Raw genomic sequence first — 24731 nt, forward strand, 5'->3', positions numbered from 1 at the left:
CAAAAAAGAAACAACCCCATACAAAGGATATGTTTAGAATCCAACCCATTAACCCTAAAATAAACACAAAACTAAACTGCCCAGCCGAAATCCCCCGGGTAGCCCCAAAACATCAATAATCAACCGAACCACTTCCGATTTAAAAACAAATCCGTCGAGAAATGAGGAAATCACAGACGGAAAGAAATAAAAATATATTATTCAAAAAATAATAAATTAATTGATAAATGGATTGGTTTTGTAGTATAATACTAATACGTACTGGTACTCATTGGAGAATGGATGATGGAAATGCTTCATGTAACCAAAATGCCAACAGAAGCAAAAGACAAGTTACTGTATGCAGCTCTTCAACTGTTTACCACCAAAGGCTTTAAAGAGACCTCGATCCTTGAAGTGGTGGAACAGGCAAGGGTGTCCAAAACGACTTTTTACCGCTTTTTCCGCAGCAAAGAAGAATTGCTTGTCTGTTTGTTTGAACTGTTGGCCAACGAAGTTCTGAAGGAAGTGGAGGAAGCGGTTCGCCGGGAAGAGCAAATTGCGTACAAGGGGTATGCCGGCATACGCCGTTACATCGAGATTTGTGTGAATCGTTCAACCGTTGCGAAATTATTGTTGGTGGAGTCTGTCGGGGTGAGTAAGGCAGTCGAACGAATGCGCCGGACAGCGCACCTGAGATTTGCCGGCTTGATTGACCGGATCGTGCAAGAGATTCTCCCGCCAGCCAAACAAAACCAGGATGCCCGGTTCATTTCGCAAGCAATGGTTGGAGCGATCAATGAAGTCGTGATGCAAAATCTTTTCCAGTCTGATGAAAAAATCGACACGGACCACTTGGCACGGTTGTTAAACCGGATCATGGTCAGTTCGTATGTCAACTTTTCGTTTGGGAAATCAGCTGGAAACGTGGTTCGCCAATAGGCCTGTCTTTGGACAGGAAGTACCAGTACGTATCGGTATCAAACGGAGGGATGCCATCATGTCAGGAACCAATAAGGAAGCAAATCCTGGACTTTGTTTCCAACTTTCTGATGAACAATTGGAGCTCAAAAAGTGGGCGCATGGATTTGCAGAAAAAGAGATCCGCCCGATCGCGGCCGAGTATGACGAAAAAGAAGAGTTCCCCATGCAAGTTTTGGATAAAGCTGCGAAAGCCGGCTTAACCAGCTATGCGGCTCCGGCGGAATACGGAGGGGGCGGGCTGACCAGCGTGATGGCTGCTTGCCTGATTGCCGAGGAGTTGTATTGGGGATGTGCGGGAATTGCCACTTCGCTGATGGTGGCGGGGTTGGCCGGATTGCCTCTTTATTATATGGGAACGGAAGAACAAAAAAAGAAATGGATCCCGTTCTTGTGTGATCCGGAAACCCCGCGGATGGGAGCCATGGCACTGACTGAGCCGGGCGCTGGTTCCGATGTCAAAGCGATTAAAACCCGCGCCGAAAAAGACGGCAACGAATGGGTGATCAACGGACGGAAATGTTTCATCACCAATGGCGGCATTGCCGATTTGTACGTCGTTTTTGCACGGACCATTCCGGATGCGGGTTATCACGGGGTGTCGGCTTTTATTGTCCCTAAAGGAACGCCGGGGCTTTCCGGAGGGAAAAAAGAGCGAAAAATGGGAATTCGGGCTTCTCATACCGGAGATGTGATTTTTGAGGATGTCCGCGTTCCGGAGGAAAACCTGCTGGGAGAAGAGCACATGGCATTCTTCGGGGCCATGCAGATGTTGGAAAAATCAAGACCGGTAGTGGCTGCCGGGGCTGTCGGTGTTGCCCGGGCTGCATATGAATATGCATTGGAGTATGCAAAAAACCGGGTGCAATTCGGGCGTCCCATCATCAAAAACCAAGCGATTTCCTTCATGCTTGCGCAAATGAAAACCAAAATCGAAGCGGCCCGCCTGCTGACCTATCGCGCGGCCGATCTGGCAGACCGGGGGGAACCCTGTACGACCGAAGCCAGTATGGCCAAAGCATTCGCGGCCGAAACGGCCATGGAAGTCACGACCAATGCGGTGCAAATTTTGGGCGGATACGGATATATGCGGGATTACCCGGTTGAAAAGTGGATGAGGGATGCGAAAATCCTGTCCATTTACGAAGGAACCACACAAATTCAATATAAAGTGATCACCAACAGTTTCTAAATTTTATCCATATGAAGGGAGATATGAAGATGAAAGACTTGAGCATCCATGAAATTTTCGAAAAAATCGAGCAGGCGTTGAATGAGGATTCCAAGCCGATTGAAGGCATGAATGCCGTTTATCAATATGACCTCACAGGAGAAGAAGAAGTCACCTATCAGCTGCAATTGTCCAATGGACAAGCCAAAGTGGAGAAAGGTTCACCGGCAGAAGCGGACTGTGTGTTGCAAATGAAAATCGAGGATTTTAAAGAATTGCTTTTGGGAAATCTGAGCGGAACCGCAGCGTTCATGTCCGGGAAATTGAAAATCAAAGGAAATATCGGTGCTGCGATGAAGATGGAAAACTTGCTCCGTCAATACGACGTAAGTAAATATGTATGATTTCAGTTCCCGGTCCGGACCGGGAACTGCCTCAGGCGTCATATCACTGCTTCTGGAGGGCTGCCAATGAAAAACCAAAACCTGGTGGAAATGGTATGGCGCTCCGTTGAAAAATATCCGGACAATATCGCACTGAAGTGGAAAGAAAACAACACTTACCAAACACTCACTTATCGGAATTTTTGGAACCGTATTCAATGGATGGCCGCAGGACTGTATCGTTACGGGGTCCGGAAGGATACCAAAGTCGGGATCCTTTCCAACAATCAATACAAATGGCCCATTGCCGATCTGGCAATCGGCAGTTTGGGGGCAGTCAGCGTGCCGATCTACCCGTCCTTGCCTGCGGACCATGTCAACATCATTTTAAAACAAGCAGACTGCGAAGTGGTTTTTGTAGAGGATGAAATACAACTCCAAAAAGTCATCCATGGCCAAAATGATGTCCATACCATTATTCATATGGGATCTGATAAATATTCCGAAAATAACGGAAATATCGTCACCTTTTCTTCCTTGGAGCACCAAGGAAAGGAACACCCGCTGGATCGATGGACAGAGATTTGGAAAGCAATCGGACGCGATCAACTGATGACCATCATCCATACATCCGGAACGACGGGTGTTCCCAAAGGTGCTATGTTAACACATGGAAATTTTTTATCCAATATTGAGGGGATTCAAATTTGGTGCATGGAAGCCCGTCACGATGACATTTTCTTGTCCTATCTGCCGCTGGCGCATGTTTTTGAACGAATGGCCGGACAGTTTATGCCGTTGTCGGTCGGGGCCACGATTGCTTATGCAGAAAGCCTGGAGACGATCCCGCAAAATCTGCTCGAGGTTCGTCCCACGGTGATGACAAGTGTGCCAAGGCTTTTTGAAAAAATTTATGCCCGTGTCCAGGAAGAGATTCAATCGGGGACGCCGATCCGCCGTGCAGTTTTTGAATGGGCTCTTAAAATCGGGGAAAAACGGTATGAACTGTACACCAGCAAACCGGCTGATTATTTGATGATGCATGATTTGCCGCCGGATCTGAAATGGAAATGGAAAATCGCCGACAAGCTCGTTTTTCAGAAAATCAAATCGCAACTGGGCGGGCGGTTGCGCGGGATGATTTCGGGCGGTGCTGCTTTGAATCCCGACATTGCCCGGTTCTTTTGGGCGATTGATGTGCCGGTGTTGGAGGGATACGGACTGACCGAAACCTCACCGGTGATCAGTGTCAATCCGTTTTCCCGTGCCCGGATCGGAACCGTGGGGCTTCCACTGCCCAACTTGGAAGTCAGTATCGCCGAGGACGGCGAAATTTGGGTCCGCGGACCCAATGTGATGCAAGGCTATTACCGGAATGAAGAAGCAACCGCCAAGCAGTTTCAAGACGGGTGGTTGAAAACAGGGGATCTGGGTGAAATCAACGAGGAAGGTTATTTGAAAATCACGGACCGGAAAAAACGGCTTTTGATCCTGTCCACCGGAAAAAACGTGAGTCCCCAACCGGTGGAAAATGCGATTTGCGCCAGTTTGTACATCAACCAGTGCTGCTTAATCGGACAAGATCGAAAATACACCACCGTGTTAATCGAACCCGATTTTGAACAGCTGATCCCTTGGGCCGAAAAAAAGAATTTGCCTGCCGATTCCCGTGAGAAGCTGGTTGAATGCGAAGAAGTGAAAGCGCTTCTTCAAAATGAGATCACGCAGGCGGTCAAGCATTTCCCCCGTTATGAACGGCCCAAAAAAGCTTGGATATCCGGACGGGAGTGGACAGAGGAAACCGGGGAGATCACGCCTTCATTAAAAGTACGGACACATGAGATCGAAAAAATTTATAAAGATGAAATTGCCCAAATGTACGGGGATGTCTCTCATCCGCGCATGATTATTTTAGAATCTGCAAAGCAAGGAGGTACATCATGAATCTTCCACTCAAAGGAAAAGTGGCGGTTGTCACCGGAGCTTCCCGCGGTTTGGGGAGAATGGACGCTTTGAAGTTGGCGGAAGCCGGAGCCGATGTGGTGGTGACGGATATTTTGATCGAAGAAGACGAGAAATTGGAGGAAAAGTCCGAACAGTACGGGCCGATGTCCCAAATCATGGCTCAATCCAAAACCATTTACACCAAATCCACGGCCAAACAAATTGAAGAAATGGGACGGCGGTCGGCGGCATACCGGATGGATGTCACGGACCGGGAAGAAGTCCGAAAGGTCATGGCTGAAATCAAGGACAAGTTCGGGCGGATTGACATCTTGGTCAACAATGCCGGGACCTTGGATCATACAGCGCGTCTGGAACACCAGAATGATGATTTTTGGGACCGGGATTTGAAGGTGAATTTGACGGGAGCTTACAACTGTTCCAAGGCAGTTTGGTCCTATATGAAAGAACAAAAATGGGGACGCATCATCAATATGGCGTCTGTTGCAGGAACCTTGGGGGGATACGGTCAAGCCAGTTATTCCACCACCAAAGCGGGAATCTTGGGCTTGACCAAAACTTTGGCTTTGGAAGGGGCCCGGTACAACATTACGTCCAATGCCATTGTGCCGGGAATTATCAATACGGAGGCCTTTCAATATACCAATCCGAAAATGCGGGAGCGCATGATTGAACGGACGGCTTTTAAAAGACCGGGAGAACCGGAGGATATTGCTTATGCCATCGTGTTTTTGGCTTCGGATCAGGCCAAATACATCACCGGGGTCGGACTTCCGGTTGCGGGCGGAATTGATCTGTTTACTTTTTGATGAAGAAAGGGGAGAACATCATGAGTGACCGCGATGCAGTGATCATTGATGCCATCCGGACCCCGATCGGGCGGAAAAAAGGAACACTCTCGACGGTCCGGCCTGATGACATGGCGGCTTTCGTCCTGCAAAAACTGGTGGAGAGAAACCAACTGGATCCGGCGGAAGTGGAAGATATTAAAATGGGATGCGTCACGCAAATCGGCGAGCAAGGATACAATATCGGCAGAATAGCCGGCTTAATCGCCGGGTTTCCGGTGGAAGTGTGCGGAGTGAGTGTCAACCGGATGTGCGCTTCTTCTTTGGAAACTGTGGCCCAAGGGGCTCATGCCATCATGGCGGGAATGGCGGATTGTGTGATCGCGGCCGGGGTGGAAAGCATGAACCGGGTCCCCATGGGCAGTGACGGCGGCAGTTTCAGCGACCGGCTGTTATCCAGATACAACATTATTCCGCAAGGGCTCTCGGCGGAAATGATCGCCGAAAAATGGGGAATCTCCCGTGAAGAGATGGACGAATTTTCATTGCACAGCCATGAAAAGGCGCTGGCCGCACAACAGGAAGGACGCTTTGACAACGAGCTGGTGCCGGTGGAAATCAAAGGAGATAAAGGGGAACTGGTGAAACTGGACAAGGATGAGACTCCCCGGGCCAATACCAGTTTGGAAGCACTGGCTCAATTGTCTCCCTCCTTCCGTCCCGACGGCAATGTGACACCGGGAAATTCCAGCCAGATCAGTGACGGTTCGGCCGCTGTTTTGCTCACCTCCCGCCGGAAAGCCAAAGAATTGGGGCTTGTCCCGAAAGCCCGGGTGGTGGCCACGCAATTGGCAGGTGTGGAGCCGGATATCATGCTGACGGGGATCATTCCCGCCACCCGAAAAGTGTTGGACCGTGCCGGTTTAAGTTTGGACGACATCGGCGTGTTTGAGGTCAATGAAGCGTTTGCTTCGGTGGTTCTTGCCTGGAAGCAGGAGATCAAACCGGACATGGAAAAAGTCAACCCCAACGGAGGCGCGATTGCATTGGGGCATCCGCTCGGAGCCAGTGGGGCCCGGATTATCGCGACATTGGTCAATGAGCTGGAACGCCGGAAGGAACGTTACGGGTTGGCCACGATGTGCATCGGATTCGGAATGGCGCTTGCAGTCATTATTGAACGGGAGGAAGGCTGATGGAGTGGAAGCATTTTTTGGTGGAGATTCGCGATCAGGTTGCACGGATCACCATCAACCGCCCGCCAGTAAATACGCTGAGCCGGGATGCCCTGATTGAATTGGGTTCCATTTTGGATCAATTGGAAAAGGATCCGTCCGTCCGGAGTTTGATCCTCACCGGTGCGGGAGAAAAAACTTTTTCCGCCGGTGCGGATGTTTCCGAGTTTGGCGGGATGGGGGATCGGGAACAGGCTGAAGGTTTCTTAAAACAAATCCATGATTTATTCGACCGGATTGAAAACTTCCCCAAACCGGTGATTGCTTCCATCAACGGGAAAGCGTTGGGTGGCGGAAACGAATTGCAAATGGCTTGCCACTTGGCGATTGCCGCCGACCATGCCGAATTCGGATTGCCGGAAGTCCGGTTGGGGATTATGCCGGGTTACGGTGGAACACAACGGTTACCACGTCTGATCGGGCAAAGGCGCGCTTTGGAAATCATGCTGGAAGGGAAAAGAATTTCCGCACAGGAAGCATTGGAAATCGGACTGGTCAATAAAGTTGTGCCTGCGGAACGGTTGGCCGAAGAAGCGTTTGAATGGGCCAAACAATTGGCCGAAGGACCGCCCGTTGCCATGAAAGGAATCATCCAATCGGTCATCAACGGGAGCCGGAAGGAACTGCCGGAAGGGTTGAAAGTCGAACGCGAAAACATGCTGGCCGTGATGCGCACGGAAGATGCCATCGAAGGGGTTGCTGCTTTCTTTTCCAAACGCAAACCGTCTTTTAAAGGAAAATAATATCGGCACATAAGCCTCCCAAACCGGGAGGCTGTGCCTGCATTTCATTTAAAGGGGGGATCTTATGCCTTCACATACTTACTTTTTTACCGGTTTCCCCGGATTTATTGCCACCCGGCTGGTTGAAAAGTTGTTTGACCAGGATCCGTCTTCCCGTTTCCTGCTGTTGGTTCACCCCAGTCAACAAGAGAAGGCGGAAAAAGTGATTTCGCAATTAACGCAAAAGAAAGCGGGGTCCAGAGGATGTTTCAGCCTGATTCCCGGCGACATTACCAAGGAAAATTTGGACATCCCGCAGCAACGCTTGGAACGTCTCCGTGAGGAGATCGATTATGTTTTTCATCTGGCCGCGATTTATGATTTGGCGGTTCCCAAGGAGACGGCGCATAAGGTGAATGTGACCGGCACCCAAAATGTAAACGATTTCGTCCTGAGTTTATCCGGATTGAAGCGATACGTTTATTTCAGCACCGCCTATGTTTCAGGCAAGCGGACCGGCCGGATTTTGGAGACCGAATTGGATGAAGGACAGTCTTTTAAAAACCATTATGAAGCAAGCAAGTTCGAAGCGGAAGTCATGACCCAGAAGCTCATGAATCAAGTGCCTTTGACCATTATCCGACCGGGAATTGTCATGGGAGATTCCAAAACGGGGGAGACGGTCAAGTTCGACGGGCCTTACTTTGTGATGCGTTATTTGGACAAATTTTCCCGTTTCCCCATTCCTTATCCGGGCCGGGGGAAAGCCTTGTTAAATCTCGTGCCGGTGGATTATATCGTGGACGCAACATGCTATTTGGCCACTCATCCGGTGGGGGAAGGAAAAGTGTATCATTTGACCGATCCCAACCCTTATCCGGCCCGGGAAGCGTTCGGAATCATTTGCGAGACGTTGGTTGGAAAGAAAGCGTCCTTTACGCTGCCTTCTTTTATTGTATACGGCTTGCTTTTAATTCCGGCGTTTCGAAGGTGGCTGATGGTGGAAAAAGAGACCATCGAATATTTTCGCCTGAAAGCGGAATACGATTGCTCACAAGCGTTGGAAGATTTAAAAGATTCAGGGATCAAGTGTGCGGATTTTAAAGATTACATTCAGGTTTGTGTCAAATTTTATGAAGAACACCGGCACGATCCGGATAAAATGATCAAAGTGCGGTAAGAAAAAATAAAGCTTGTCGCCCGGATGACTTGGCGACAAGCTTTATTGTTGCGCTGATTAAGAAGCGCTTGCTTCTTTGGCTGCTTTTTGAAGATCCCGTTCTTTGCATTCCGTGGTGCAATAGCCTTCATATTTTTCTTCGCATTCGGGACAACAAATGTGCTGTTTATGGCAAGGATCGTATTTGCAATTGATGTAGCGGTCTTCGGGTTTTCCGCAATGGGAACATTTCCCGACGATCTTGTCTTCGACTTGATTGATGCGGACCGAGATGCGCTCATCAAAAACATAACATTTCCCGTCAAAGAGTTGCCCTTTGACTTCCGGATCCTGGCTGTAGGTAATGATTCCACCGTCCAGCTGGTAAACTTCCTTAAACCCTTCTTCCAACATCAAGGCTGTCAATTTTTCACAACGGATACCCCCGGTGCAATAAGTGATGATCGGTTTGTCTTTGTATTGGCTCATGTTTTTGCGAATCCATTCCGGGAACTCGCGGGTGGTTTTGACATCCGGGCGGATGGCTCCGCGAAAATGGCCGATGTCATACTCATAATCGTTTCTTCCGTCCAACACAATTACGTCATCCCGTTGGAGCATTTCATAAAATTCCTTGGGCGACAAACGTTTTCCCGTTTTTTTGTTGGGATCCACGTTCTTTTTCAAACGCCAGGTGACCAATTCTTTTTTCGGGCGTACAATCATTTTTTTGAATGCATGTTTGTGGTGTTTGTCCACCTTAAAGGGCATATCATGGAACAGCGGATGCTGATGCATGTAATCCATATATTTTTGGGTTTGCTCAACCGTTCCCGACACCGTTCCGTTAATTCCTTCTTTGGAAACCCAGATCCGTCCCCGCAAGCCCAGTTCGTTACAAAATGCACGGTGTTCATCCGCGAAGGATTCCGGGTCTTCCAAAGGTGTATATTTATAGTATAGGAGCACACGATAATTTTGATCATTGGTTTCCATACAGATCACTTCCCCTTTTCATCAGTTTCCCCGAAAAAAGTCCTGCCTTTTAGTATACAACAGACATGCGAAAACGCAAAGTACGGCTTGGGACCGAAGCCGATCGCACAAAGGCCTTTTTTCCATTATGATAATCAAAAAGACCAAAAGGTGGGAAGAAGTTGAAGGGACAAAACAAAGCCGTTTTTCTCGACCGGGACGGGGTCATCAACGAAGTGATGACGGGCCGGGTGGATCATGTCAACCGGCCGCAGGATTTTTATTTGCTGGAGAAAGTTCCGGAAGCGATTGCCAAATTAAGGGGACTCGGGTACAAAATTTTTGTGGTTACCAATCAAGGCGGGGTGGGACTGGGTTATATCCAAGAAAAAACCTTAAAAAAAATCCATGAAAAAATGCAGAAAGATTTAATCGCCGGACATCCCGGGGCCATCATTGACGACATCTTGTATTGTCCCCACAAACCTTTTGAAGGTTGCTCTTGCCGCAAACCCCAAGCCGGCATGATTTTGGAGCTGGCAAAGAAACATCAAGTGGATTTGTCCCGGTCATGGATGGTGGGGGACCGGCAAGTCGATCTGGAAGCGGGCAAAAGAGCGGGATGCCGTTCCGTTCTGGTTTCGAGCGAATATACTTTGTGGGATTTTGCCTGTTCATTGGATAAAAAGGAGGAGTGATTCCTCCTTTTTTGTTCTTTTAAAGCAAAAATCTCTCAATATAGCCCGAAGGAATCATGCGAAAAAGGAGGACTATAAATATAATAAACCCGGGATGGGGGTGCGAGATTGGCTACATTGGCAGTCGGATGTCTGATCTGGATCGGGTTTACGGCTTATGTGATGATCATCGCCAACATACATAACCGTTTTCTGAGCAAAATGACGGGCATGATGGTTTCCATGGGTGTGGCCATGATGAGCAGTTTGTTATTGGGAACCTTGCTCGGTGTTTTTCTGGAAACCATGAGGGTTTCCACGGAGATTGCCATGGCGTTTGGGATGGTTGCCGGTTATTTTACCGGTAAACCGGTTCACCTCCTGGCTTCCCTGGACGGGTTTTTGGCAGGGATCATGGGAGGAATGATGGGGGCCATGCTGGGGGTGATGATGGTTCCCGAAAATTCGGCATGGACCCTGGCCGTGGTGATTGTCTCGTTTGTCCTTGCCATGGCGTTGATCATCCAATTGATTGCACAGGAAGTGAAAAAAGCGGATAAAAAGATGGAAGCCATGCGGGAAAAGAAAATCGCCGGTTGGGGGGTTTTGTTTTCGATCGCACTCATTATCGTTTCGTTTCCGCTCAATGCGGTGTGGGTGGATGCTTTTCCGGCTTCCACAACCAATACCATCCAGCCACACCACCATTAAAAAACGCCTGGATTCATTTTTCCAGGCGTTTTTTTGCATTATAAATTCTTGAAGTTTTCCACTTGGGTTTGAATGGCCACTTCCGTGGGGAGGCGCTCGATGCTGGATGCGCCGAAGAACCCGTCCACGCCTTTGGTCATGGATAAGATTTCTTTCACGTCTTGCGGTTCGGCAATGGGTCCTCCGTGGCAAAGGATGATGATGTCGGGATTCACTTTTTTGGCGGCATCATGGATGGCCTGAATCCGTTCGGCGGATTTCTCCAAGGTCAATGCCGTTTCCGCTCCAATCGAACCTTTGGTGGTCAACCCCATATGCGCCACCAGGACATCGGCGCCGGCTTCAGCCATGGCGACGGCTTCTTCCGTATTGAAGACGTATGGACAAGTCAACATATCCAGTTGGTGGGCTTCACGAATCATTTCGACTTCCAAATCAAAGCCCATTCCGGTTTCTTCGAGGTTTTGACGGAAATTCCCGTCAAAAAGTCCGACGGTGGGGAAGTTTTGCACCCCGTCAAATCCCATTTCTTTCAGTTGTTTCAGGAAAACGGGAATTCTGCGGAAGGGATCGGTGCCGCAAACGCCGGCCAAGACAGGAGTGTTTTGGACGATCGGCAACACTTCGGAAGCCATTTCCACCACAATGGCGTTGGCGTCTCCATAGGGGAGCAAACCGGCCAGGGATCCGCGACCGGCCATGCGATAACGGCCGGAATTATAAATAATGATGATGTCGGCTCCGCCTCGTTCGGCGAATTTGGCAGAAATTCCGGTTCCGGCCCCGCAGCCGATAATCGGCTTTCCTTGCTGAATTGTGTTTCTTAAACGTTTTAGTGATTCTTCTCTGCTGATAAACGGCATGATGTCAAACTCCTTTCATTCGTTTTCTTTTTGAATCAGTTCCATCAATTTTTTCGTCACGGCATCGGCAAATTCCGGATCATTAATATTGCAATCCAACTCGTAGATTGGGATATCCGGATTGGTGTATTGCTTGATGGCATCAAACAGCGCTTGGTCGGCTTCCGGCCACCAAAATTCTTTTCCGGGAGCATCCAGTTCGGAAACGCCTTTTAATGGAAGAAAGACGGCGGATTCTCCTTTGGACCGGTTGATTTTTTCGGCCAGGATCCGGCCCAGTTTTTCATTTTCTTCAGGGGTGGTTCTCATTAATGTGATGTTATCGTTCCAATAATAAAAGAGTCGGTCTCTAAATTTTTCCGGCACGGTGGACGGTCCCCAAAAGTTCACCATGTCTAGGCACCCCGGCGCCACGACTTGAGGCAACGCCCACTTGGCGGCGGCATCCATCCGGGTGGGGCCTGCGGACAGCACTCCTCCCACCAGTTCATCGGCCAATTCTGTCGTGGTGATGTCCAACACGCCGGTTATGTATCCTTGACCAATCAAATATTCCATGGTTTTCCCGCCGGTGCCGGTTGCGTGAAACACCAATACTTCATAGCCTTTTTGTTCCAGCAAATGTTTGCATTGATTCACCAGCGTGGTGGTGTTTCCAAACATGGAGGCGGTGATCAAAGGTTTGGTATCGATGGGCGGCACCTCGGCTTCCAACATGCCGACAATGGCACCGACGGCATTGGAATAAATTTTGGCGCTGATCCGGTTGACTCCGGCCACATCCAATATCGACGGAATCATGACAATATCGCTGATCCCCACATAAGGCTTTGTATCACCGGAGGCCACCGTGCTCACCATCACCTTCGGGACTCCCACCGGAAGGGCTTGCAAGCCGGACGTCCCGATCATGGTCCCGTTGGATCCTCCCATCGAAAAACCGGCGTCGATTTTTCCTTCCAGAAACAGCTCTTTCATAATGACGGCAATTCCCCGGGTCATGACAGACATGGCATGAGATTTATCACCTTTTTTTCGAAGCTCTTCCAAAGAGCTCCCACCGGCTTCCGCCACTTTTTCGGCGGGAATATCCGGATCAAAAAACGGTTCTCCCAAAACACCTGTGTTAATGACAAATGCTTGGTGCCCGTGTTTTTCGATTTCCTGCTTGATAAATGCATAATCATGCCCTTTGGTATCCAGTGCACCAATGACAGCAATGGTTTTGCCCATTTCGATCCTCCTTGCAAGTTGAGTTAGGGTGTTTTAGAGAAAAACCCTTATAAATAACATTTAGTTATAAATGCTATATTCCCTTCATTATATCAATTATTTTTTTTATGATTTTTTAGAAAAACTTTTTTGAGCCTAAATTTTTGGCTTCCAACAGCGGAGGGATGTGGGGAGAAAAGCTTGGAACCTTGCTCTTTTTGATTTAAACTGCGAAGGTTATTGTATAATAATATTTAACGTACCGAATTTTTAAGTGATGCCGAAAACCGGCATCATCCTTTTTTTAGAGAAAGGGAGGGCCTTTGGTGGATACCGTACAACAATCCATGCCGGCAAAAAGACCGATGTCCAAGGGAAAAGTATGGACATTCAGCACGACGCATATGATGAATGATTTGGTGACGACCGGCATTGTCCCGGCGTTATTGCCGCTGTATCAGCAAGCTTTTGATTTGACTTACACACAATCGGGGCTCATTATTCTTGCTTCTTATATCACTTCATCTGTCATGCAGCCATTGTTTGGCGCATGGACGGATCACAAACCGATGGTCTGGATGTTGCCGCTCGGTGTGTTTATCTCTGTGATGGGATTGGCACTGACCGGTTGGGCACCCAGTTATGGATGGGTTTTGTTTTTGATCGCCTTGTCTGGGCTCGGCTCCGGGATTTTTCATCCGGAAGCATCCCGGGGAACCCACTTCGCATCAGGAAATACCAAAGGGCTGGCACAGGCGATTTTTCAGGTGGGTGGCAACGGCGGCCAGGCTTTGGGACCCTTGATGATTCCGTTGTTTTTGGTTTATACGGGAAAAGAAGGGCTGCTCTGGTTCAGTGTGCTGGCAGTGATCGCGCTCATCCTGCTGCTGCGTTTATTGCCTTGGTATAAAGAACAGGTGAGCAGGTCGCAGGCAGCCAAAAAACAATCCAAAGGAAAAAACCACTGGCCGGGGGTTTTTTGGCTGGTTGTTGTGATCACATTGCGGTCTTGGTGCCAAGTCGGGGTTTCCGCTTTTTTGCCTTTTTTCTTTTTGCATCAGATGAACATGTCTTACAGTCAGGCAGAGGTGTTAAACTTCGTGTTTCTGGGTGCCGGCGCGTTGGGAACGTTTATCGGCGGGGCGTTGTCTGATTATTTGGGCATCAAACGCTGGTTGGTCGGTTCCTTGCTCGCTTCGGTTCCTTTCGCCTTATGGTTGCCTTATGCCCAAGGGGTTTCGATGTGGCTGGTGATCTTTTTGTTTGGTTTTTTTGTTTTATCTTCTTTTGCCGTGACAGTGGTGTATATGCAAAAATTGCTGCCCCGCAATATCGCCATGGCTTCCGGGTTGGCCATCGGTTTTGGCGTCGGAGCCGGGGGAATCGGAGCCACGCTCATGGGATATCTGATTGACTTGTTCGGGGTGCCCACCATTTTATCGTTTATTTCCGTGCTGCCCATCCTGGCGGTTCTTTTCGCATTCATGGTTCCGGATGAAAGAAAACTGGCTGCATAAACAGATTCCGAACCCTCCCTGTTTGAAGTGCATGGGAGGGTTTTTTGAACCTTTAATTCATATTGGCCAATTGGATGATCCCATCATAATCCCTGCCAAGGCTATCAAGAGCGTCCAGATAAAGAAGATCCCCTTCACGGGCGATCCCCTTCACGGGCGGTTCAAAATCTTCCTGCTTTGCTTATCAACGAAGATCATTTTTGGCATTCCTCATTCACATCTACAGGTAAAACACGAACATAACCGGTTTTCACCATGCCCCCCTCCGGAAAACATAGGTTCTGCCTGATATTGCATCCTATTACGAAAAGATCTGCCTTTAAGCACGTTGCAACAAAAACACATCAACTATTTTTTGATTTATTTACCCATCAAAAATATTTGATCTCAGCCCTTCCCTGGGATGTGCCGGCGATTCCGAAATTTATAACCAGGGAATTCCATTTCGATATAGTGGAAAACCGACGGAAATGGATCGTGAGCAAGAGGAGCATGATCCCATCTTGATAGCTGTAGATGAGCTGGAGTTGGTTGGGTGTGTATTCATCCTTAGCGTTTGTTAGCGGGGGCATTGTGTCAAGCCCGCGGGTTTTTGAGAAATTGGAATCGATGAAAAACATGGTAAATCAGATGACAACCGGGTGAATTGTGTCATCGCAGAAAAACTGATTGAAGAGTGCCGTTGATTAAACAAAAAGAGTCATATCCCTTTGTACAGGGAGTGACTCTTTTTTGTTACTTCCCTTCTTTCGCAAACTTGATAATTCTTGCTTCGATTTGATCCCGAACCCGGCGGAACACTTCCCATACTTCTTCTTCCGCCCCCTGAGCTTTCGCCGGATCATCCAATCCCCAATGGTCACGGTGAACGTGAGGCGGGGTCATCGGGCATTTGTCATTTGCATCACCACAGAGGGTAATCACGTAGTCTGCTTTATTGAGTAATTCCGGCTCGATGACATCCGATGTTTGACAGGAGATATCGATTCCTTTCTCCGCCATGACTTTCACTGCTTTTGGATTCAGCCCGTGTGCCTCGATTCCTGCACTGTATACATTAAAGCGATCGCCTAAATATTTCTTTCCAAACCCTTCCGCCATTTGACTGCGGCAAGCGTTGCCGGTGCATAAAAAGTAAATGATTTTCTTATCCGACTTCACTGGTTCTCTCCTCTCTGGATATCGAATTTCATTTGAATCAACCGGTTGTTGTGCCTGAGTCTTTGCATCGGAACCCATCCATCCGGCCCCATCCCATTGACGGCCTTTCGCTTTTATTTTTACCCATGCAAGGCAAGTGATCATGTTGGCAGGAAATGCAGATCAAAACCCTTTCGGTGATGTGCCCCATGTTAATATAAGGACCCTTTTTCATTTTACACGTTTCCCGGAAGGATCAAGAGGTCAGATGGTGAATCGTCTAAAGCGGTGTTGATCAGATGCATTCAAGGCAGTAACGGCCCGACAAACAATTTTTGTTTCCATGGATGAAAGATTGGCCTGAATGATTTATGCTGACAGTATTACGAATGAAAGAATCAGGAGGGAAAAGAATGAAACCACTCAACGACAAGGTGGCCGTGATCACCGGAAGCAGCCGGGGCATCGGTGCCGCCACGGCCGTGTTATTTGCCAAGGCCGGAGCCGATGTTGTCATTAATTATCATCATTCTGAAAAAGAGGCTTTGCAGGTGCTTGAAAAAGTGGAGGCCGCCGGAAGAAAAGGCATTGTGGTGCAAGCGGACGTCCGGAAAGAAGAAGATGTGAAAAAGTTGGTGGACCGGGCCGTTCAGACATTCGGAAAAGTGGATATTCTCATCAACAATGCCAACATCGCCTTTGCGGTCAAGCCGTTTATGGAGATGAGCTGGGAAGAGTTTTCCGTCAAGTTGAACGACGAAATGCGTTCGGCTTTTCATCTATGCCAGGAAGTGGTCCCGCATATGGAAAAACAGGGAGGAGGAAAAATCGTCTTGATTTCCAGCGCACCCTATTCCGGAGGGGCCTCGAATCCCCGTTTCTGCCTAGAAAATGTGTTCATAAACCAAGTGGGGAGGGGGGAGCTGATGTTAAAGAAGCTCAAGGCTCACATTGACGATAGAATCATGAAGTTCATTGAAGAAAATGAAAAGCAAACAGAAAGGGTCGTTACTTTTAAGCAACATGGACACCCTGATTTTTTCTCGGTGGAAATTAACAAACCGCTCTTTTTTCGGTCAGATGACTCAAGTGCTCCAAGATGCAAAAAATGTAAAAAGTTCAAGGTGGATTATGTTTTTGCAACTGGAGCCCTGTTTTGTGAAGAGTGTTTGGTTCAAACTGAAGTTTTTCAAAACGAAATGGATCGGATGAAAAGCCTTGAAAAATATCCAGTTGGATACTGCACAATGAATGACGGCCGGATTGAAATATTTCTTTGGGATGATCGGGACTATGAGGATCTGGTCAATGAGTGGATGGAAAAACGGAGAAAAAGAAAACCCATTGAATTCATTCATCCTCGTGGATTCAGAAAGTCGTTACCAGCGGATGAGATCGCTTCAATCGCTCAACCGCCTTGGTACAAGGAGTTAACACCCCATGAATATCAACAAATTTTGAAAATGGCCAGGATCAATCGGGATTACTTTTGGGAAGAGTGGGTGAGTGGTGATGAAGTTGAAGAAGGGGAGGATGGCAATTGAGTAAAAAGCAAAAGCCTCTGATGGTAAAGGTCCAGCTATACCTTCCACCAACAATGAAAGAAGCGCTTGAGAGGCAGATTGAAAGAGAATACTATTCGGATCTCTCAGAACTGTTTCGTGCAATGGCTAGAAACTACATCAAGGAGAAGGAGGTTGAACAGCATGGACGACATTGCACAAATCCGGAGCTTGATAGAGGATCTGGATCAGCAGATTGATCGATTGCTAAAGAATCAGGCAAATTATCCAACAATCAAAGGCGATAGAGCGATTGCTCATCTCCTTGATCAGATGGTGTTACTTGAAACCAAGCTTAAAGGCCCATCAAGGCAGCCGGCAAGCACCCTTTGATGAGCCTGAAGCAAAAACAACACATGGGAGTGTTGTCTGTCATGAGCGTACAATGCCGATGTAATTATGTCAATGCTCCCATGTCTTTTGGGAGGAGAGAAAGATGTTTTTCTTTACGACTGATCCTGATGAAGCAAAAAAGAAGATCGAAGAGATTGAAACGAATGCTATGTCGAGATTAAATCCTTCTCGGGTTGATACCCCTGAAGAAGGCTGGCAAATGGTTCAAAATATTAAGCGGAAAATCCGAGAAGAAGCAGAAAATAAGCGCTGGTTTTGATTGGATAGATGTGACTTCATTTGAACGTAAAGGGAGGAAAATGAAATGGGTAAAAAACGGGAAGTAGGTAGCATTTGGCGCGCTATTTTTGGGGATGGTGAGGAAACTCCGGCTCAAAGGGATGCTCGTGCGCTGAGTAGATGGTCAAGCGGCTATAAGTCAAAGGATTATGAGAAGTATATCAAACCGAAGGAGGAAGCTCGACGGAAGAGATGGGAGCAGGAGGAAAAACAGCAGTCTTCCTACTCCTCAGAACCACCAGATATTAGTGAAGACGAGTATAATGAAAAAATTGATACGGCCATGAGTTTTTTTTTCTACGCCTTGGGGAGACGACGATGGTGATGACGACAACAACGATAATGATAGTAGCGGTTTTGGTTTTGGCTGGTAATGATACGAGCCCACTCTGATCAGGAGTGGGCTATGTTTATCGGTTCATATGGATCACGGGGAATCAATTCCATTTCTAACAAGGTTATAAAGTAATTATACATTTGAACCCAAATTAGTGCCTTATTAGTGTCGCCCTTTTGCCGACATTCGTGTTCATTTTCTTCGATCCAACACTTCAGGTTCCAATGATTGTATTCCTGGTCAGGGTGGTCAAAACGAAATGCTTGGAACCAGAGTGGGCCGATTTCAGTAAACAATTGGACTATGTACGGCTCAAATTGCTCATCAGTTGCAACGTTTTCCTTGATGATCTTTCGGTCGATTTCTGTTTTTCTTTTCATCCAGACTTTGACGAGTTTATGTTTGGCCAGGTTGATTTTCATTTTTTCACCTCCGATGGCTCTTTTATCTTTTTGATAAAGCCGTATATATCTTCCAGAGTGGAACGGAGGAGCTTGCAGTGCGATGGCCACTGAATTCAAAGCCCGATATATCAATCACCAGGTGGATCGCCAGCTGCATGATATTTGACAATCATGTCTTCACCCCCTTTATAGACTCTAAAATAAAGGAAACTTGTACTCAAATTCATAGCAATCGGCTCGATCTACCATAAAACAAAGTTGAACCAATTTGCCATCTGGTTCATAAGCCCGACGGATAATCTGCACAACGGGAATACTCGATTGCGGTGGCAAATCGAGATCTATCATTTCGGTAGCAGTGGCCAGCGATGCGATTAAGTTTTCCCGGCAATCGGTTGGATTTGCACCGAGCTTTTTTAAACAATTATAAATCATTGCTCCCGGCTGTTTTAGCAACTCACGTAGTTCTTTTAAGGGAACAACATTCGGAATATAAGAGCGTGTGACAGAGATCAATATATCATCTCTATACTGCTTTGTATGATAGAAAAGAACCGGTGCCTTCATTTCTTCTTGAATGGCTTGGGGCAAATCCTCATCTTCATATAGAATTTTTATCTCTACTAATTCCTCTCGTCCTGGATCACCATGCTCCTCCAAAAAATCCCCTTTCCGACTGGAGCGATAGGGAACCGGTCTGACTTTTCTCCGGTTGGGATTCGACCCAGACGAAAACACTAATCCATCTCGTATCAACTGGTTAACCGCATTTTGAATGGTTCCAGAATGGACCTCGAATTCTTTCATTAGCTCCAAGTTAGTTGGAAAGTCTGAACCGGGTGGATAGGTTTCCTCCATGATTCGATCTCGTAATATGTTGTAGATCTTCATCCATTTTTTACGCAAGGTTCAAGAACTCCTTTACCGTAATATAGATTTCATCTGTCAGCGCGTGTAAGAGAGCCTTTCCTTTTTCGGCATTGGCTCTAGTGGGAAAACCGATCGCCCCAGTTTTGGTATAGGGCTTCATCCCTACCACCGTAAGCAAGTCCCGTTGTGGTGAATCAACGTCTGTAAATTTATCTGATCGAACAGTTCCTTCTTGCAATAAATGGAGCAAGAGAGAGGTTTCTCCCTCGCCAGCGTGCATATCATGGGAGATCGTAGTTGAGATACCTGCACGCTCATAAGCCTGATCCCAATGTTTTCGACTAGGAGTAAGCAGGATGCGTGGACCATCAATATTCATCTCTTGTGCAACGTTACCCAAAAGATAGTTTCCGCCATGTCCATTCACAATCACTACTTTTTTAACCCCTGAACGTTCCAAAGAATGGATAATATCTTGTATCACGGAAATAATCGTAGTTGAGCGCAATGAAATCGAACCGGGAAATGCTGCATGCTCAAAAGAGGCGGAGTAGGGCAAAGTGGGTACTACAAAGGCTTGATTAAAGCGCTTGGCTAATTCATTTGCTACTGCTTCTGCAATGATACTATCGGTGTTGATCGGTAAGTGAGGTCCATGTTGCTCTAATGAGCCAACAGGTAAAAAGGCAATGTCTACTTGTTCCAACTCCGGCCAAGTAGAAAAAGCGTTCATGTGCTATGTCTCCTTTCAAAAAACAATCTAAATCTAAGTCAAGTGTATCCTACATTCTGAAAAAAATGAACATTGGGCATTGAAATGCATTTAATTTAAGTTTAGACTGAATAATGTAAATGTAGATTGTATTCAGAAACCAAAAAAGACTTGAGGGATGTTTATGAGTAAAGAGTACCAAAAGATTGTAGTTAGTGGTTTCCTCCATCATCAAGGAAAAGTATTGGTGATTCAAAGGTCATTAGATGAAACGTTTTTACCTGGATTTTTCGAACTGCCTGGAGGAAAGGTTGATTTTGGAGAAGACCCTAGTGATGCATTGAAACGGGAATTTCGCGAAGAAGTGAGTTTGGATGTCTCTGTGATCGGACCTTACCGTACATTTTCTTATGTATCTGACGAAGGAAGAAGACATACAGTCGAAATTGTTTATTTTGTTCAGTTGGACTCAAATGAAATCACTCTTCGTTTAAGTCCAGCTCATATCTCCTATCGATGGGTAAACTTAGAAGATCTTGACCAACTTCAAGCATCAAACGAGATAAAACAAAACATAAGAATTGGCTTTGAACAATTACCGATAAGAAACCACCGATAAGGTGGTTTCTTATAGCCGAAAACAGTACGTCCCGAAACGAACAGTAGAGTTTGTTTTATTAACAAATTTAAAGGGGGGCGTAAATATGCAGTTGCAGGATTTGACCGAGAAGGGTTTTATTCACGAAATTTTAGGCAAATACGCTGCAACAGCCAAAGTTAAAGACTTTGATGATTGTATCGTTATTGACCTCTCTAAGCTCACCAGCGATCCTCAAGCACCTTACCTCGTTTATTCCATTGACCATCCATCCTTCCTTTCACGAAACATTACACGCGACGAAAATTATCAATTCTACGGCCGATGGGCTGCTGCATGTACATGTAGTGATGTTTTGGCAATGGGAGCCATTCCTCGCGGTTTTTCCATGGATTTATCGGCACCGCTTGAGACATCTGTGAATGATATTGAAAATATCGTCACAGGAATCAATCAAGCGCTTAGCTATTACGGGATGATTTTTGAAGGCGGAAATTTAGATATCAATCATTTGGAAACCGTATGTATGGCTTGGGGAACGGTTGAAAAAGATCGCATTATCCGCCGATCTGGGGCCCAGCCTGGAGATTTGATCGTGGCCACAGGTCATTTGGGGTTAGGGTGGAGCGGCTACATCGCTCAAAAATTGGACATTTACCACCGTTTAAAAAAGGAAACACAAAAAAGCATTGATGCTTATCGCTTGTTTCCTTTCGCTCCATTCAATCCTATGTTTGAAGCATTCAAGACGGGGGCTATCACCTCTGGTATGGATTTGACAGATGGGATTGTCGAGTTTATGTACACGATCGCTGAACGAAATGGGTTAGGGGTCGAAATCGATCTGAATCACCTTCCTACCCATCCGCAATTTAAAGAAATCGGCACGTTACTGGATCTGGATGGCCGTTTATTTTGTTTGGAACCCGGTTACGATACTCCTCTTACGCACGGTTGGACCATACGGCACGATCAATGGGATTTGATCAAAGATATTTTCACAAAACATGGAGCTTCCATTCATGTTTATGGCGTAGTGACGAAAGAACGTGGTGTCCGGCTGCGCAAGGATAATCAGTTGATTGATGTTCCTGAGTTTTGGGACGATCAATTCAAAAAGCAGAACATTATTGATCGGTGGTTGGAGTTTATTCATCACTTTGCGTAAGGGGAGATCAGCATGGCCAGTTTTAAAATAGGCTTTATTGGTGCCGGCAGCCAAGCCTTGGAACAAATGAAAACCATTCATTTCTCCAGGTTGGGCACGTTAGCAGCTGTATGTGATCCCAATATCGGGCGGGCGATTCAAGCAGGACGCACATACCAAATCCCCTACTTTTCCTCTTATCAGAACATGATTGCACAAACGGATCTGGACGCCGTGTTTATTTGTACCCCACACAATTCACACTTTGCAGCAGCCTCTTATGCACTCACCCATCAACTTCATGTCATCAAAGAAAAGCCTTTTGCTTGTACGGTCACCGAAGGACAAGAACTGGTTGAACTAGCCAGGAGAAACCAAAAGTCATTAATCACTGTGATGCAGCGCCGATACCACGAATGTTACCAAACCGGTAAAGAATTGCTTAAATCCATTGGCGATCCATTTTTCTTCCGAGGAAGCTACAGTTTCAATGGAGGCCCATATGATTTTGGTTGGCGCGGAATAAAGAGCATTGCCGGTGGAGGGGCCATTCTTGATATGGGTTACCACATGATTGACTTAATCATCTGGTATCTTGGTCTTCCCACTCAGGTTTATGCACAGATGTCTAACATCGCTCGCCCTGATGTCTCATATGAAACCGAAGATACAGCAACACTTTCCTTTCGAATCAATCACCAACTGATTGGAACGCTTGACCTGACTAGAGCTTCGCAACCAAAAGAAGAACAAATCTATGTACATGCCACCAAAGGTACGCTTTATGCCAATCGGTACAACCTAATCATTTATAACCTGGATGGAAGCGTCAGGACTCATGTGAAGATCAACCAAGATTGGAGCGTTTCGATTCAAAAACAAATTGATCATTTTATTGAAAATGCTCTGAACGGTAAAATCGATGACGGTTCTTCTCATCTCCCCCACCTGCATTTGGTGGAAGCCGCTTATCGATCAAGCCAATTGGGTGAGCCTGTCTTTGTGTATACCAATCCTTTCTGGCTTGCTGGGCATGCGAGAAAGGCAAAATAAGGAGGAATCCCCTTGTCCAAACTCGCTTTGTTTGGTGGAGAACCGGTTATCAAAAGACCCAAACCCCACTTCAGTTGGCCACCAATCACGCAAGAGGATATAAAGGCAGTGAACGATCAATTGTTAACAGGCGAACTTTCTGTTTACGGACGTTCCGGAATCATTAAGGAATTTGAAGATGCTTTCGCAAGTTACCATGGTATGAAATATGCTGTTGCAACAAACGCAGGTACCACAGCACTCCACTCCGCATTTTTTGGATGTGGCTTAGGACCAGGAGACGAAGTATTAGCTCCCACTTATACCTTCTTGGCCACTGTTACTCCCATCTTTCATGTGAATGCCATACCTATTCTCGTCGATGCAGATCCGGAAACGGGCAACATTGACGTCCGGGATATGAAGCGAAAAATTACAAGTCGAACTCGCGCGATCGTCGTTACACATATGTGGGGACATCCTTGTGAAATGGACGAAATCATGGAATTTGCCCAGGACTACAATCTGAAAGTAATCGAAGATTGCTCTCATGCCCACGGTTCAAAATATAAAGGTCAATTAGTGGGGACTTTTGGTGATGTGGCCTGTTGGAGTCTACAGGGAAACAAAATGGTCACAGGAGGGGAGGGCGGCATCTTACTGACCAATTCGCAAGAAATTTATGAAAGAGCAACGCTCCTTGGGCACTATCGGGACCGATCGAAGCAATGTGTCACCAGCGACTTTTACAAGCAATTTGTCAAAACAGGTTATGGGCTCAAGTACAGAATGCATGTGCTCGCAGCTGCTTTAGCAAAGGTAAGTCTAAGCAAACTCGATCAACGCATTCAAGCCAGAGGGGAAAATCTCAATTACTTCAGTCAATTATTAGAGCAAATCCCCGGTGTTGAGCCACCAGTCACCAAGGAGTATGTCTCAAGGGGAGCATTCTATGGCTATAAGCCATTGTATCAGCAGGAGGAGATGGACGGAATTCCGATTGAACTATATGTAAAAGCTTTACAAGCAGAAGGAGTAGAAATCAAAAAGCCGGGATCTCGTCCTCTTCATATGCTTCCCTTGTTTCAAACGTTGGAAGATGGGATGTATCACAATGGTTGGCCCAAGATGAATCCTTTTAATCACCCAGTTATTTATAAGGACGGTGATCTCCCGCAAGCTGAGGCCTATTATCAAAAGGCGTTGAGCTTACCGACGTTCACCGATCCGGAAGATAAGAAATTAATTGAGCAATATGCAGTTGCGTTTGAAAAAGTATATCGTTACAGGGATGAATTACTGGGAATATAGAAAGGCCAAAAGACGGCTCTCGCGGCCGTCTTTGTCATTTCTGGATATTATCACGTGTTTCCGATGGAATCCATACAAACTCGACTGTTTTCAGATCGGTTTCAAGTGTATCCAAACATTCTTCTACCAAGGATGCATAGCGGGAAGAGAGCCAATCCCGGGCAAAATCGTTCGCGCAGGAAATATATAGTTTTTTCTCATTTATCCCCCGCGCCTCTGTCGGTTTAACCCAAGTCTCAAAGCTTGGACGAGAAATCCGCTCTTGAATAATGTCACAGACCTTCGACCATATTTGTTCAGCTTCTGAAGTTCTTGTTAAGAGTGGGATCTCCATGGGAACCGGAACGATGTGTCGATCGGGGAGGGAATCACTTTTTTCAGATGTTACGAACTTCGATTCCAATCTCTCTAAATGTCTATGAATCCCTTTCATTTCCTCTATGAGTCGCTTTTGCCCATCGAGGATTTGGCGAAGAAGTACTTGGATTTCTTGCTCGCTCATAGGGATCACCTCATTCTATCATCTAGTAAAATCCAGTGTATAAAAAGAGAGTGTGTAGGAAAAGACTTGATTCAAGGAAAGATGTTCCACATTGGGATTTTGATTGACTATGTGAAATGTTAAATTGGCTCCCATCTTATCACAA

The 24731-nt window shown here is 46.6% G+C and carries 27 protein-coding genes; 19 read left to right on the forward strand and 8 right to left on the reverse strand.

Annotated elements, in window-relative coordinates:
* Positions 1-285: 285 nt before the first annotated feature.
* The 8 genes from I8U21_RS08235 to I8U21_RS08270 all read left to right on the forward strand — a co-directional run bounded on the left by I8U21_RS08235 (position 286) and on the right by I8U21_RS08270 (position 8404).
* The gene (locus I8U21_RS08235; protein WP_170151222.1) at positions 286-921 is read left to right on the forward strand and encodes a TetR/AcrR family transcriptional regulator; all 636 of its coding nucleotides are present in this window, start codon (positions 286-288) and stop codon (positions 919-921) included.
* Between the two features lie 58 nt (positions 922-979).
* Positions 980-2152: an acyl-CoA dehydrogenase family protein gene (locus I8U21_RS08240; RefSeq protein WP_198053673.1), complete on the forward strand. Its 1173-nt coding sequence runs from the start codon at positions 980-982 to the stop codon at positions 2150-2152.
* 29 nt (positions 2153-2181) lie between these two features.
* Positions 2182-2535 (forward strand): SCP2 sterol-binding domain-containing protein, encoded by a 354-nt coding sequence (locus tag I8U21_RS08245; RefSeq protein WP_232337580.1) that lies wholly within the window; start codon positions 2182-2184, stop codon positions 2533-2535.
* A 66-nt stretch (positions 2536-2601) separates the two neighbouring features.
* Entirely contained in the window at positions 2602-4458 is a 1857-nt protein-coding gene (locus I8U21_RS08250) for an AMP-dependent synthetase/ligase (protein ID WP_198053675.1), read from the forward strand.
* Positions 4455-5288 (forward strand): SDR family NAD(P)-dependent oxidoreductase, encoded by an 834-nt coding sequence (locus I8U21_RS08255; RefSeq protein ID WP_198053676.1) that lies wholly within the window; start codon positions 4455-4457, stop codon positions 5286-5288. Before I8U21_RS08250 ends, I8U21_RS08255 begins: the two co-directional genes overlap by 4 nt.
* A 20-nt stretch (positions 5289-5308) precedes the next feature.
* Positions 5309-6463, forward strand: coding sequence for a thiolase family protein (locus I8U21_RS08260; protein WP_198053677.1), 1155 nt, complete (start codon positions 5309-5311; stop codon positions 6461-6463).
* Complete coding sequence (locus tag I8U21_RS08265; RefSeq protein ID WP_049720085.1) at positions 6463-7245, forward strand: enoyl-CoA hydratase/isomerase family protein; 783 nt, start codon at positions 6463-6465, stop codon at positions 7243-7245. The genes I8U21_RS08260 and I8U21_RS08265 overlap by 1 nt, the downstream gene beginning before the upstream one ends.
* A 64-nt stretch (positions 7246-7309) precedes the next feature.
* Entirely contained in the window at positions 7310-8404 is a 1095-nt protein-coding gene (locus I8U21_RS08270; protein ID WP_181732119.1) for an SDR family oxidoreductase, read from the forward strand.
* A 57-nt stretch (positions 8405-8461) separates the two neighbouring features.
* Here I8U21_RS08270 and trhO read toward each other — a convergent pair whose 3' ends face one another.
* A complete protein-coding gene (trhO, locus tag I8U21_RS08275; protein WP_181732120.1) occupies positions 8462-9379 on the reverse strand; it encodes an oxygen-dependent tRNA uridine(34) hydroxylase TrhO in 918 nt (305 codons plus the stop codon).
* Between the two features lie 161 nt (positions 9380-9540).
* Between trhO and I8U21_RS08280 the strand changes: the two genes are divergently transcribed.
* Together I8U21_RS08280 and I8U21_RS08285 are read left to right on the forward strand one after the other, a co-directional pair.
* Positions 9541-10056, forward strand: a complete 516-nt coding sequence (locus I8U21_RS08280) for a D-glycero-alpha-D-manno-heptose-1,7-bisphosphate 7-phosphatase (RefSeq protein ID WP_198053678.1) — start codon at positions 9541-9543, stop codon at positions 10054-10056.
* 108 nt (positions 10057-10164) lie between these two features.
* Positions 10165-10746 (forward strand): hypothetical protein, encoded by a 582-nt coding sequence (locus tag I8U21_RS08285; protein ID WP_181732122.1) that lies wholly within the window; start codon positions 10165-10167, stop codon positions 10744-10746.
* 38 nt (positions 10747-10784) lie between these two features.
* Here I8U21_RS08285 and I8U21_RS08290 read toward each other — a convergent pair whose 3' ends face one another.
* Both I8U21_RS08290 and I8U21_RS08295 read right to left on the reverse strand, forming a co-directional pair.
* A complete protein-coding gene (locus I8U21_RS08290; protein WP_181732123.1) occupies positions 10785-11609 on the reverse strand; it encodes a phosphoenolpyruvate hydrolase family protein in 825 nt (274 codons plus the stop codon).
* Between the two features lie 15 nt (positions 11610-11624).
* Complete coding sequence (locus tag I8U21_RS08295; protein WP_198053679.1) at positions 11625-12842, reverse strand: Tm-1-like ATP-binding domain-containing protein; 1218 nt, start codon at positions 12840-12842, stop codon at positions 11625-11627.
* 305 nt (positions 12843-13147) lie between these two features.
* Between I8U21_RS08295 and I8U21_RS08300 the strand changes: the two genes are divergently transcribed.
* On the forward strand, positions 13148-14338 hold the full coding sequence (locus I8U21_RS08300) for an MFS transporter (protein ID WP_370527050.1): 1191 nt from the start codon (positions 13148-13150) through the stop codon (positions 14336-14338).
* Positions 14339-15073: 735 nt separating this feature from the next.
* Here I8U21_RS08300 and arsC read toward each other — a convergent pair.
* Positions 15074-15499 carry an arsenate reductase (thioredoxin) gene (gene arsC, locus I8U21_RS08305; RefSeq protein WP_370527051.1) on the reverse strand — a complete coding sequence of 142 codons (426 nt, stop codon included), beginning with the start codon at positions 15497-15499 and terminating at the stop codon, positions 15074-15076.
* Between the two features lie 392 nt (positions 15500-15891).
* Here arsC and I8U21_RS08310 point away from each other — a divergent pair, with 392 nt between their 5' ends.
* The 4 genes from I8U21_RS08310 to I8U21_RS08325 all read left to right on the forward strand — a co-directional run bounded on the left by I8U21_RS08310 (position 15892) and on the right by I8U21_RS08325 (position 17998).
* On the forward strand, positions 15892-17022 hold the full coding sequence (locus I8U21_RS08310) for an SDR family NAD(P)-dependent oxidoreductase (RefSeq protein WP_198053681.1): 1131 nt from the start codon (positions 15892-15894) through the stop codon (positions 17020-17022).
* Positions 17019-17240, forward strand: coding sequence for a CopG family ribbon-helix-helix protein (locus I8U21_RS08315; RefSeq protein WP_198053682.1), 222 nt, complete (start codon positions 17019-17021; stop codon positions 17238-17240). Before I8U21_RS08310 ends, I8U21_RS08315 begins: the two co-directional genes overlap by 4 nt.
* A gap of 236 nt (positions 17241-17476) precedes the next feature.
* On the forward strand, positions 17477-17653 hold the full coding sequence (locus I8U21_RS08320; RefSeq protein WP_198053683.1) for a hypothetical protein: 177 nt from the start codon (positions 17477-17479) through the stop codon (positions 17651-17653).
* Positions 17654-17698: 45 nt separating this feature from the next.
* Positions 17699-17998: a hypothetical protein gene (locus I8U21_RS08325; protein ID WP_198053684.1), complete on the forward strand. Its 300-nt coding sequence runs from the start codon at positions 17699-17701 to the stop codon at positions 17996-17998.
* Positions 17999-18066: 68 nt separating this feature from the next.
* Here I8U21_RS08325 and I8U21_RS08330 read toward each other — a convergent pair whose 3' ends face one another.
* The 3 genes from I8U21_RS08330 to I8U21_RS08340 all read right to left on the reverse strand — a co-directional run bounded on the left by I8U21_RS08330 (position 18067) and on the right by I8U21_RS08340 (position 20017).
* Complete coding sequence (locus tag I8U21_RS08330; RefSeq protein ID WP_198053685.1) at positions 18067-18522, reverse strand: hypothetical protein; 456 nt, start codon at positions 18520-18522, stop codon at positions 18067-18069.
* Positions 18523-18609: 87 nt separating this feature from the next.
* The gene (locus I8U21_RS08335; protein WP_198053686.1) at positions 18610-19320 is read right to left on the reverse strand and encodes a GntR family transcriptional regulator; all 711 of its coding nucleotides are present in this window, start codon (positions 19318-19320) and stop codon (positions 18610-18612) included.
* Positions 19313-20017 (reverse strand): creatininase family protein, encoded by a 705-nt coding sequence (locus I8U21_RS08340; protein WP_198053687.1) that lies wholly within the window; start codon positions 20015-20017, stop codon positions 19313-19315. The genes I8U21_RS08335 and I8U21_RS08340 overlap by 8 nt, the downstream gene beginning before the upstream one ends.
* 163 nt (positions 20018-20180) lie before the next feature.
* On the opposite strand from I8U21_RS08340, the gene I8U21_RS08345 reads away from it, so the two are divergent.
* The 4 genes from I8U21_RS08345 (at position 20181) to I8U21_RS08360 (ending at position 24084) form a co-directional block, all read left to right on the forward strand.
* Complete coding sequence (locus tag I8U21_RS08345) at positions 20181-20615, forward strand: NUDIX domain-containing protein (protein WP_198053688.1); 435 nt, start codon at positions 20181-20183, stop codon at positions 20613-20615.
* Between the two features lie 85 nt (positions 20616-20700).
* Positions 20701-21762: a thiamine-phosphate kinase gene (locus tag I8U21_RS08350; RefSeq protein WP_198053689.1), complete on the forward strand. Its 1062-nt coding sequence runs from the start codon at positions 20701-20703 to the stop codon at positions 21760-21762.
* Positions 21763-21774: 12 nt separating this feature from the next.
* Entirely contained in the window at positions 21775-22794 is a 1020-nt protein-coding gene (locus I8U21_RS08355; protein ID WP_198053690.1) for a Gfo/Idh/MocA family protein, read from the forward strand.
* A gap of 12 nt (positions 22795-22806) precedes the next feature.
* Positions 22807-24084: a DegT/DnrJ/EryC1/StrS family aminotransferase gene (locus I8U21_RS08360; RefSeq protein WP_198053691.1), complete on the forward strand. Its 1278-nt coding sequence runs from the start codon at positions 22807-22809 to the stop codon at positions 24082-24084.
* A gap of 34 nt (positions 24085-24118) precedes the next feature.
* On the opposite strand, the gene I8U21_RS08365 is transcribed toward I8U21_RS08360, so the two are convergent.
* Positions 24119-24586, reverse strand: a complete 468-nt coding sequence (locus I8U21_RS08365; RefSeq protein ID WP_198053692.1) for a DnaA N-terminal domain-containing protein — start codon at positions 24584-24586, stop codon at positions 24119-24121.
* Positions 24587-24731 lie beyond the last annotated feature (145 nt).

This window comes from Thermoactinomyces sp. CICC 23799 (genome assembly GCF_016055145.1).
Lineage (GTDB): Bacteria > Bacillota > Bacilli > Thermoactinomycetales > Thermoactinomycetaceae > Thermoactinomyces > Thermoactinomyces intermedius.

Coding starts and splice junctions, on each gene's coding strand:
- I8U21_RS08235 (WP_170151222.1), top strand. CDS start 286: ATGGAAATGCTTCATGTAACCAAAATGCCAACAGAAGCAAAAGACAAG.
- I8U21_RS08240 (WP_198053673.1), top strand. CDS start 980: ATGTCAGGAACCAATAAGGAAGCAAATCCTGGACTTTGTTTCCAACTT.
- I8U21_RS08245 (WP_232337580.1), top strand. CDS start 2,182: ATGAAAGACTTGAGCATCCATGAAATTTTCGAAAAAATCGAGCAGGCG.
- I8U21_RS08250 (WP_198053675.1), top strand. CDS start 2,602: ATGAAAAACCAAAACCTGGTGGAAATGGTATGGCGCTCCGTTGAAAAA.
- I8U21_RS08255 (WP_198053676.1), top strand. CDS start 4,455: ATGAATCTTCCACTCAAAGGAAAAGTGGCGGTTGTCACCGGAGCTTCC.
- I8U21_RS08260 (WP_198053677.1), top strand. CDS start 5,309: ATGAGTGACCGCGATGCAGTGATCATTGATGCCATCCGGACCCCGATC.
- I8U21_RS08265 (WP_049720085.1), top strand. CDS start 6,463: ATGGAGTGGAAGCATTTTTTGGTGGAGATTCGCGATCAGGTTGCACGG.
- I8U21_RS08270 (WP_181732119.1), top strand. CDS start 7,310: ATGCCTTCACATACTTACTTTTTTACCGGTTTCCCCGGATTTATTGCC.
- trhO (WP_181732120.1), bottom strand. CDS start 9,379: ATGGAAACCAATGATCAAAATTATCGTGTGCTCCTATACTATAAATAT.
- I8U21_RS08290 (WP_181732123.1), bottom strand. CDS start 11,609: ATGCCGTTTATCAGCAGAGAAGAATCACTAAAACGTTTAAGAAACACA.
- I8U21_RS08295 (WP_198053679.1), bottom strand. CDS start 12,842: ATGGGCAAAACCATTGCTGTCATTGGTGCACTGGATACCAAAGGGCAT.
- I8U21_RS08310 (WP_198053681.1), top strand. CDS start 15,892: ATGAAACCACTCAACGACAAGGTGGCCGTGATCACCGGAAGCAGCCGG.
- I8U21_RS08320 (WP_198053683.1), top strand. CDS start 17,477: ATGTTTTTCTTTACGACTGATCCTGATGAAGCAAAAAAGAAGATCGAA.
- I8U21_RS08325 (WP_198053684.1), top strand. CDS start 17,699: ATGGGTAAAAAACGGGAAGTAGGTAGCATTTGGCGCGCTATTTTTGGG.
- I8U21_RS08340 (WP_198053687.1), bottom strand. CDS start 20,017: ATGAACGCTTTTTCTACTTGGCCGGAGTTGGAACAAGTAGACATTGCC.
- I8U21_RS08345 (WP_198053688.1), top strand. CDS start 20,181: ATGAGTAAAGAGTACCAAAAGATTGTAGTTAGTGGTTTCCTCCATCAT.
- I8U21_RS08350 (WP_198053689.1), top strand. CDS start 20,701: ATGCAGTTGCAGGATTTGACCGAGAAGGGTTTTATTCACGAAATTTTA.
- I8U21_RS08355 (WP_198053690.1), top strand. CDS start 21,775: ATGGCCAGTTTTAAAATAGGCTTTATTGGTGCCGGCAGCCAAGCCTTG.
- I8U21_RS08365 (WP_198053692.1), bottom strand. CDS start 24,586: ATGAGCGAGCAAGAAATCCAAGTACTTCTTCGCCAAATCCTCGATGGG.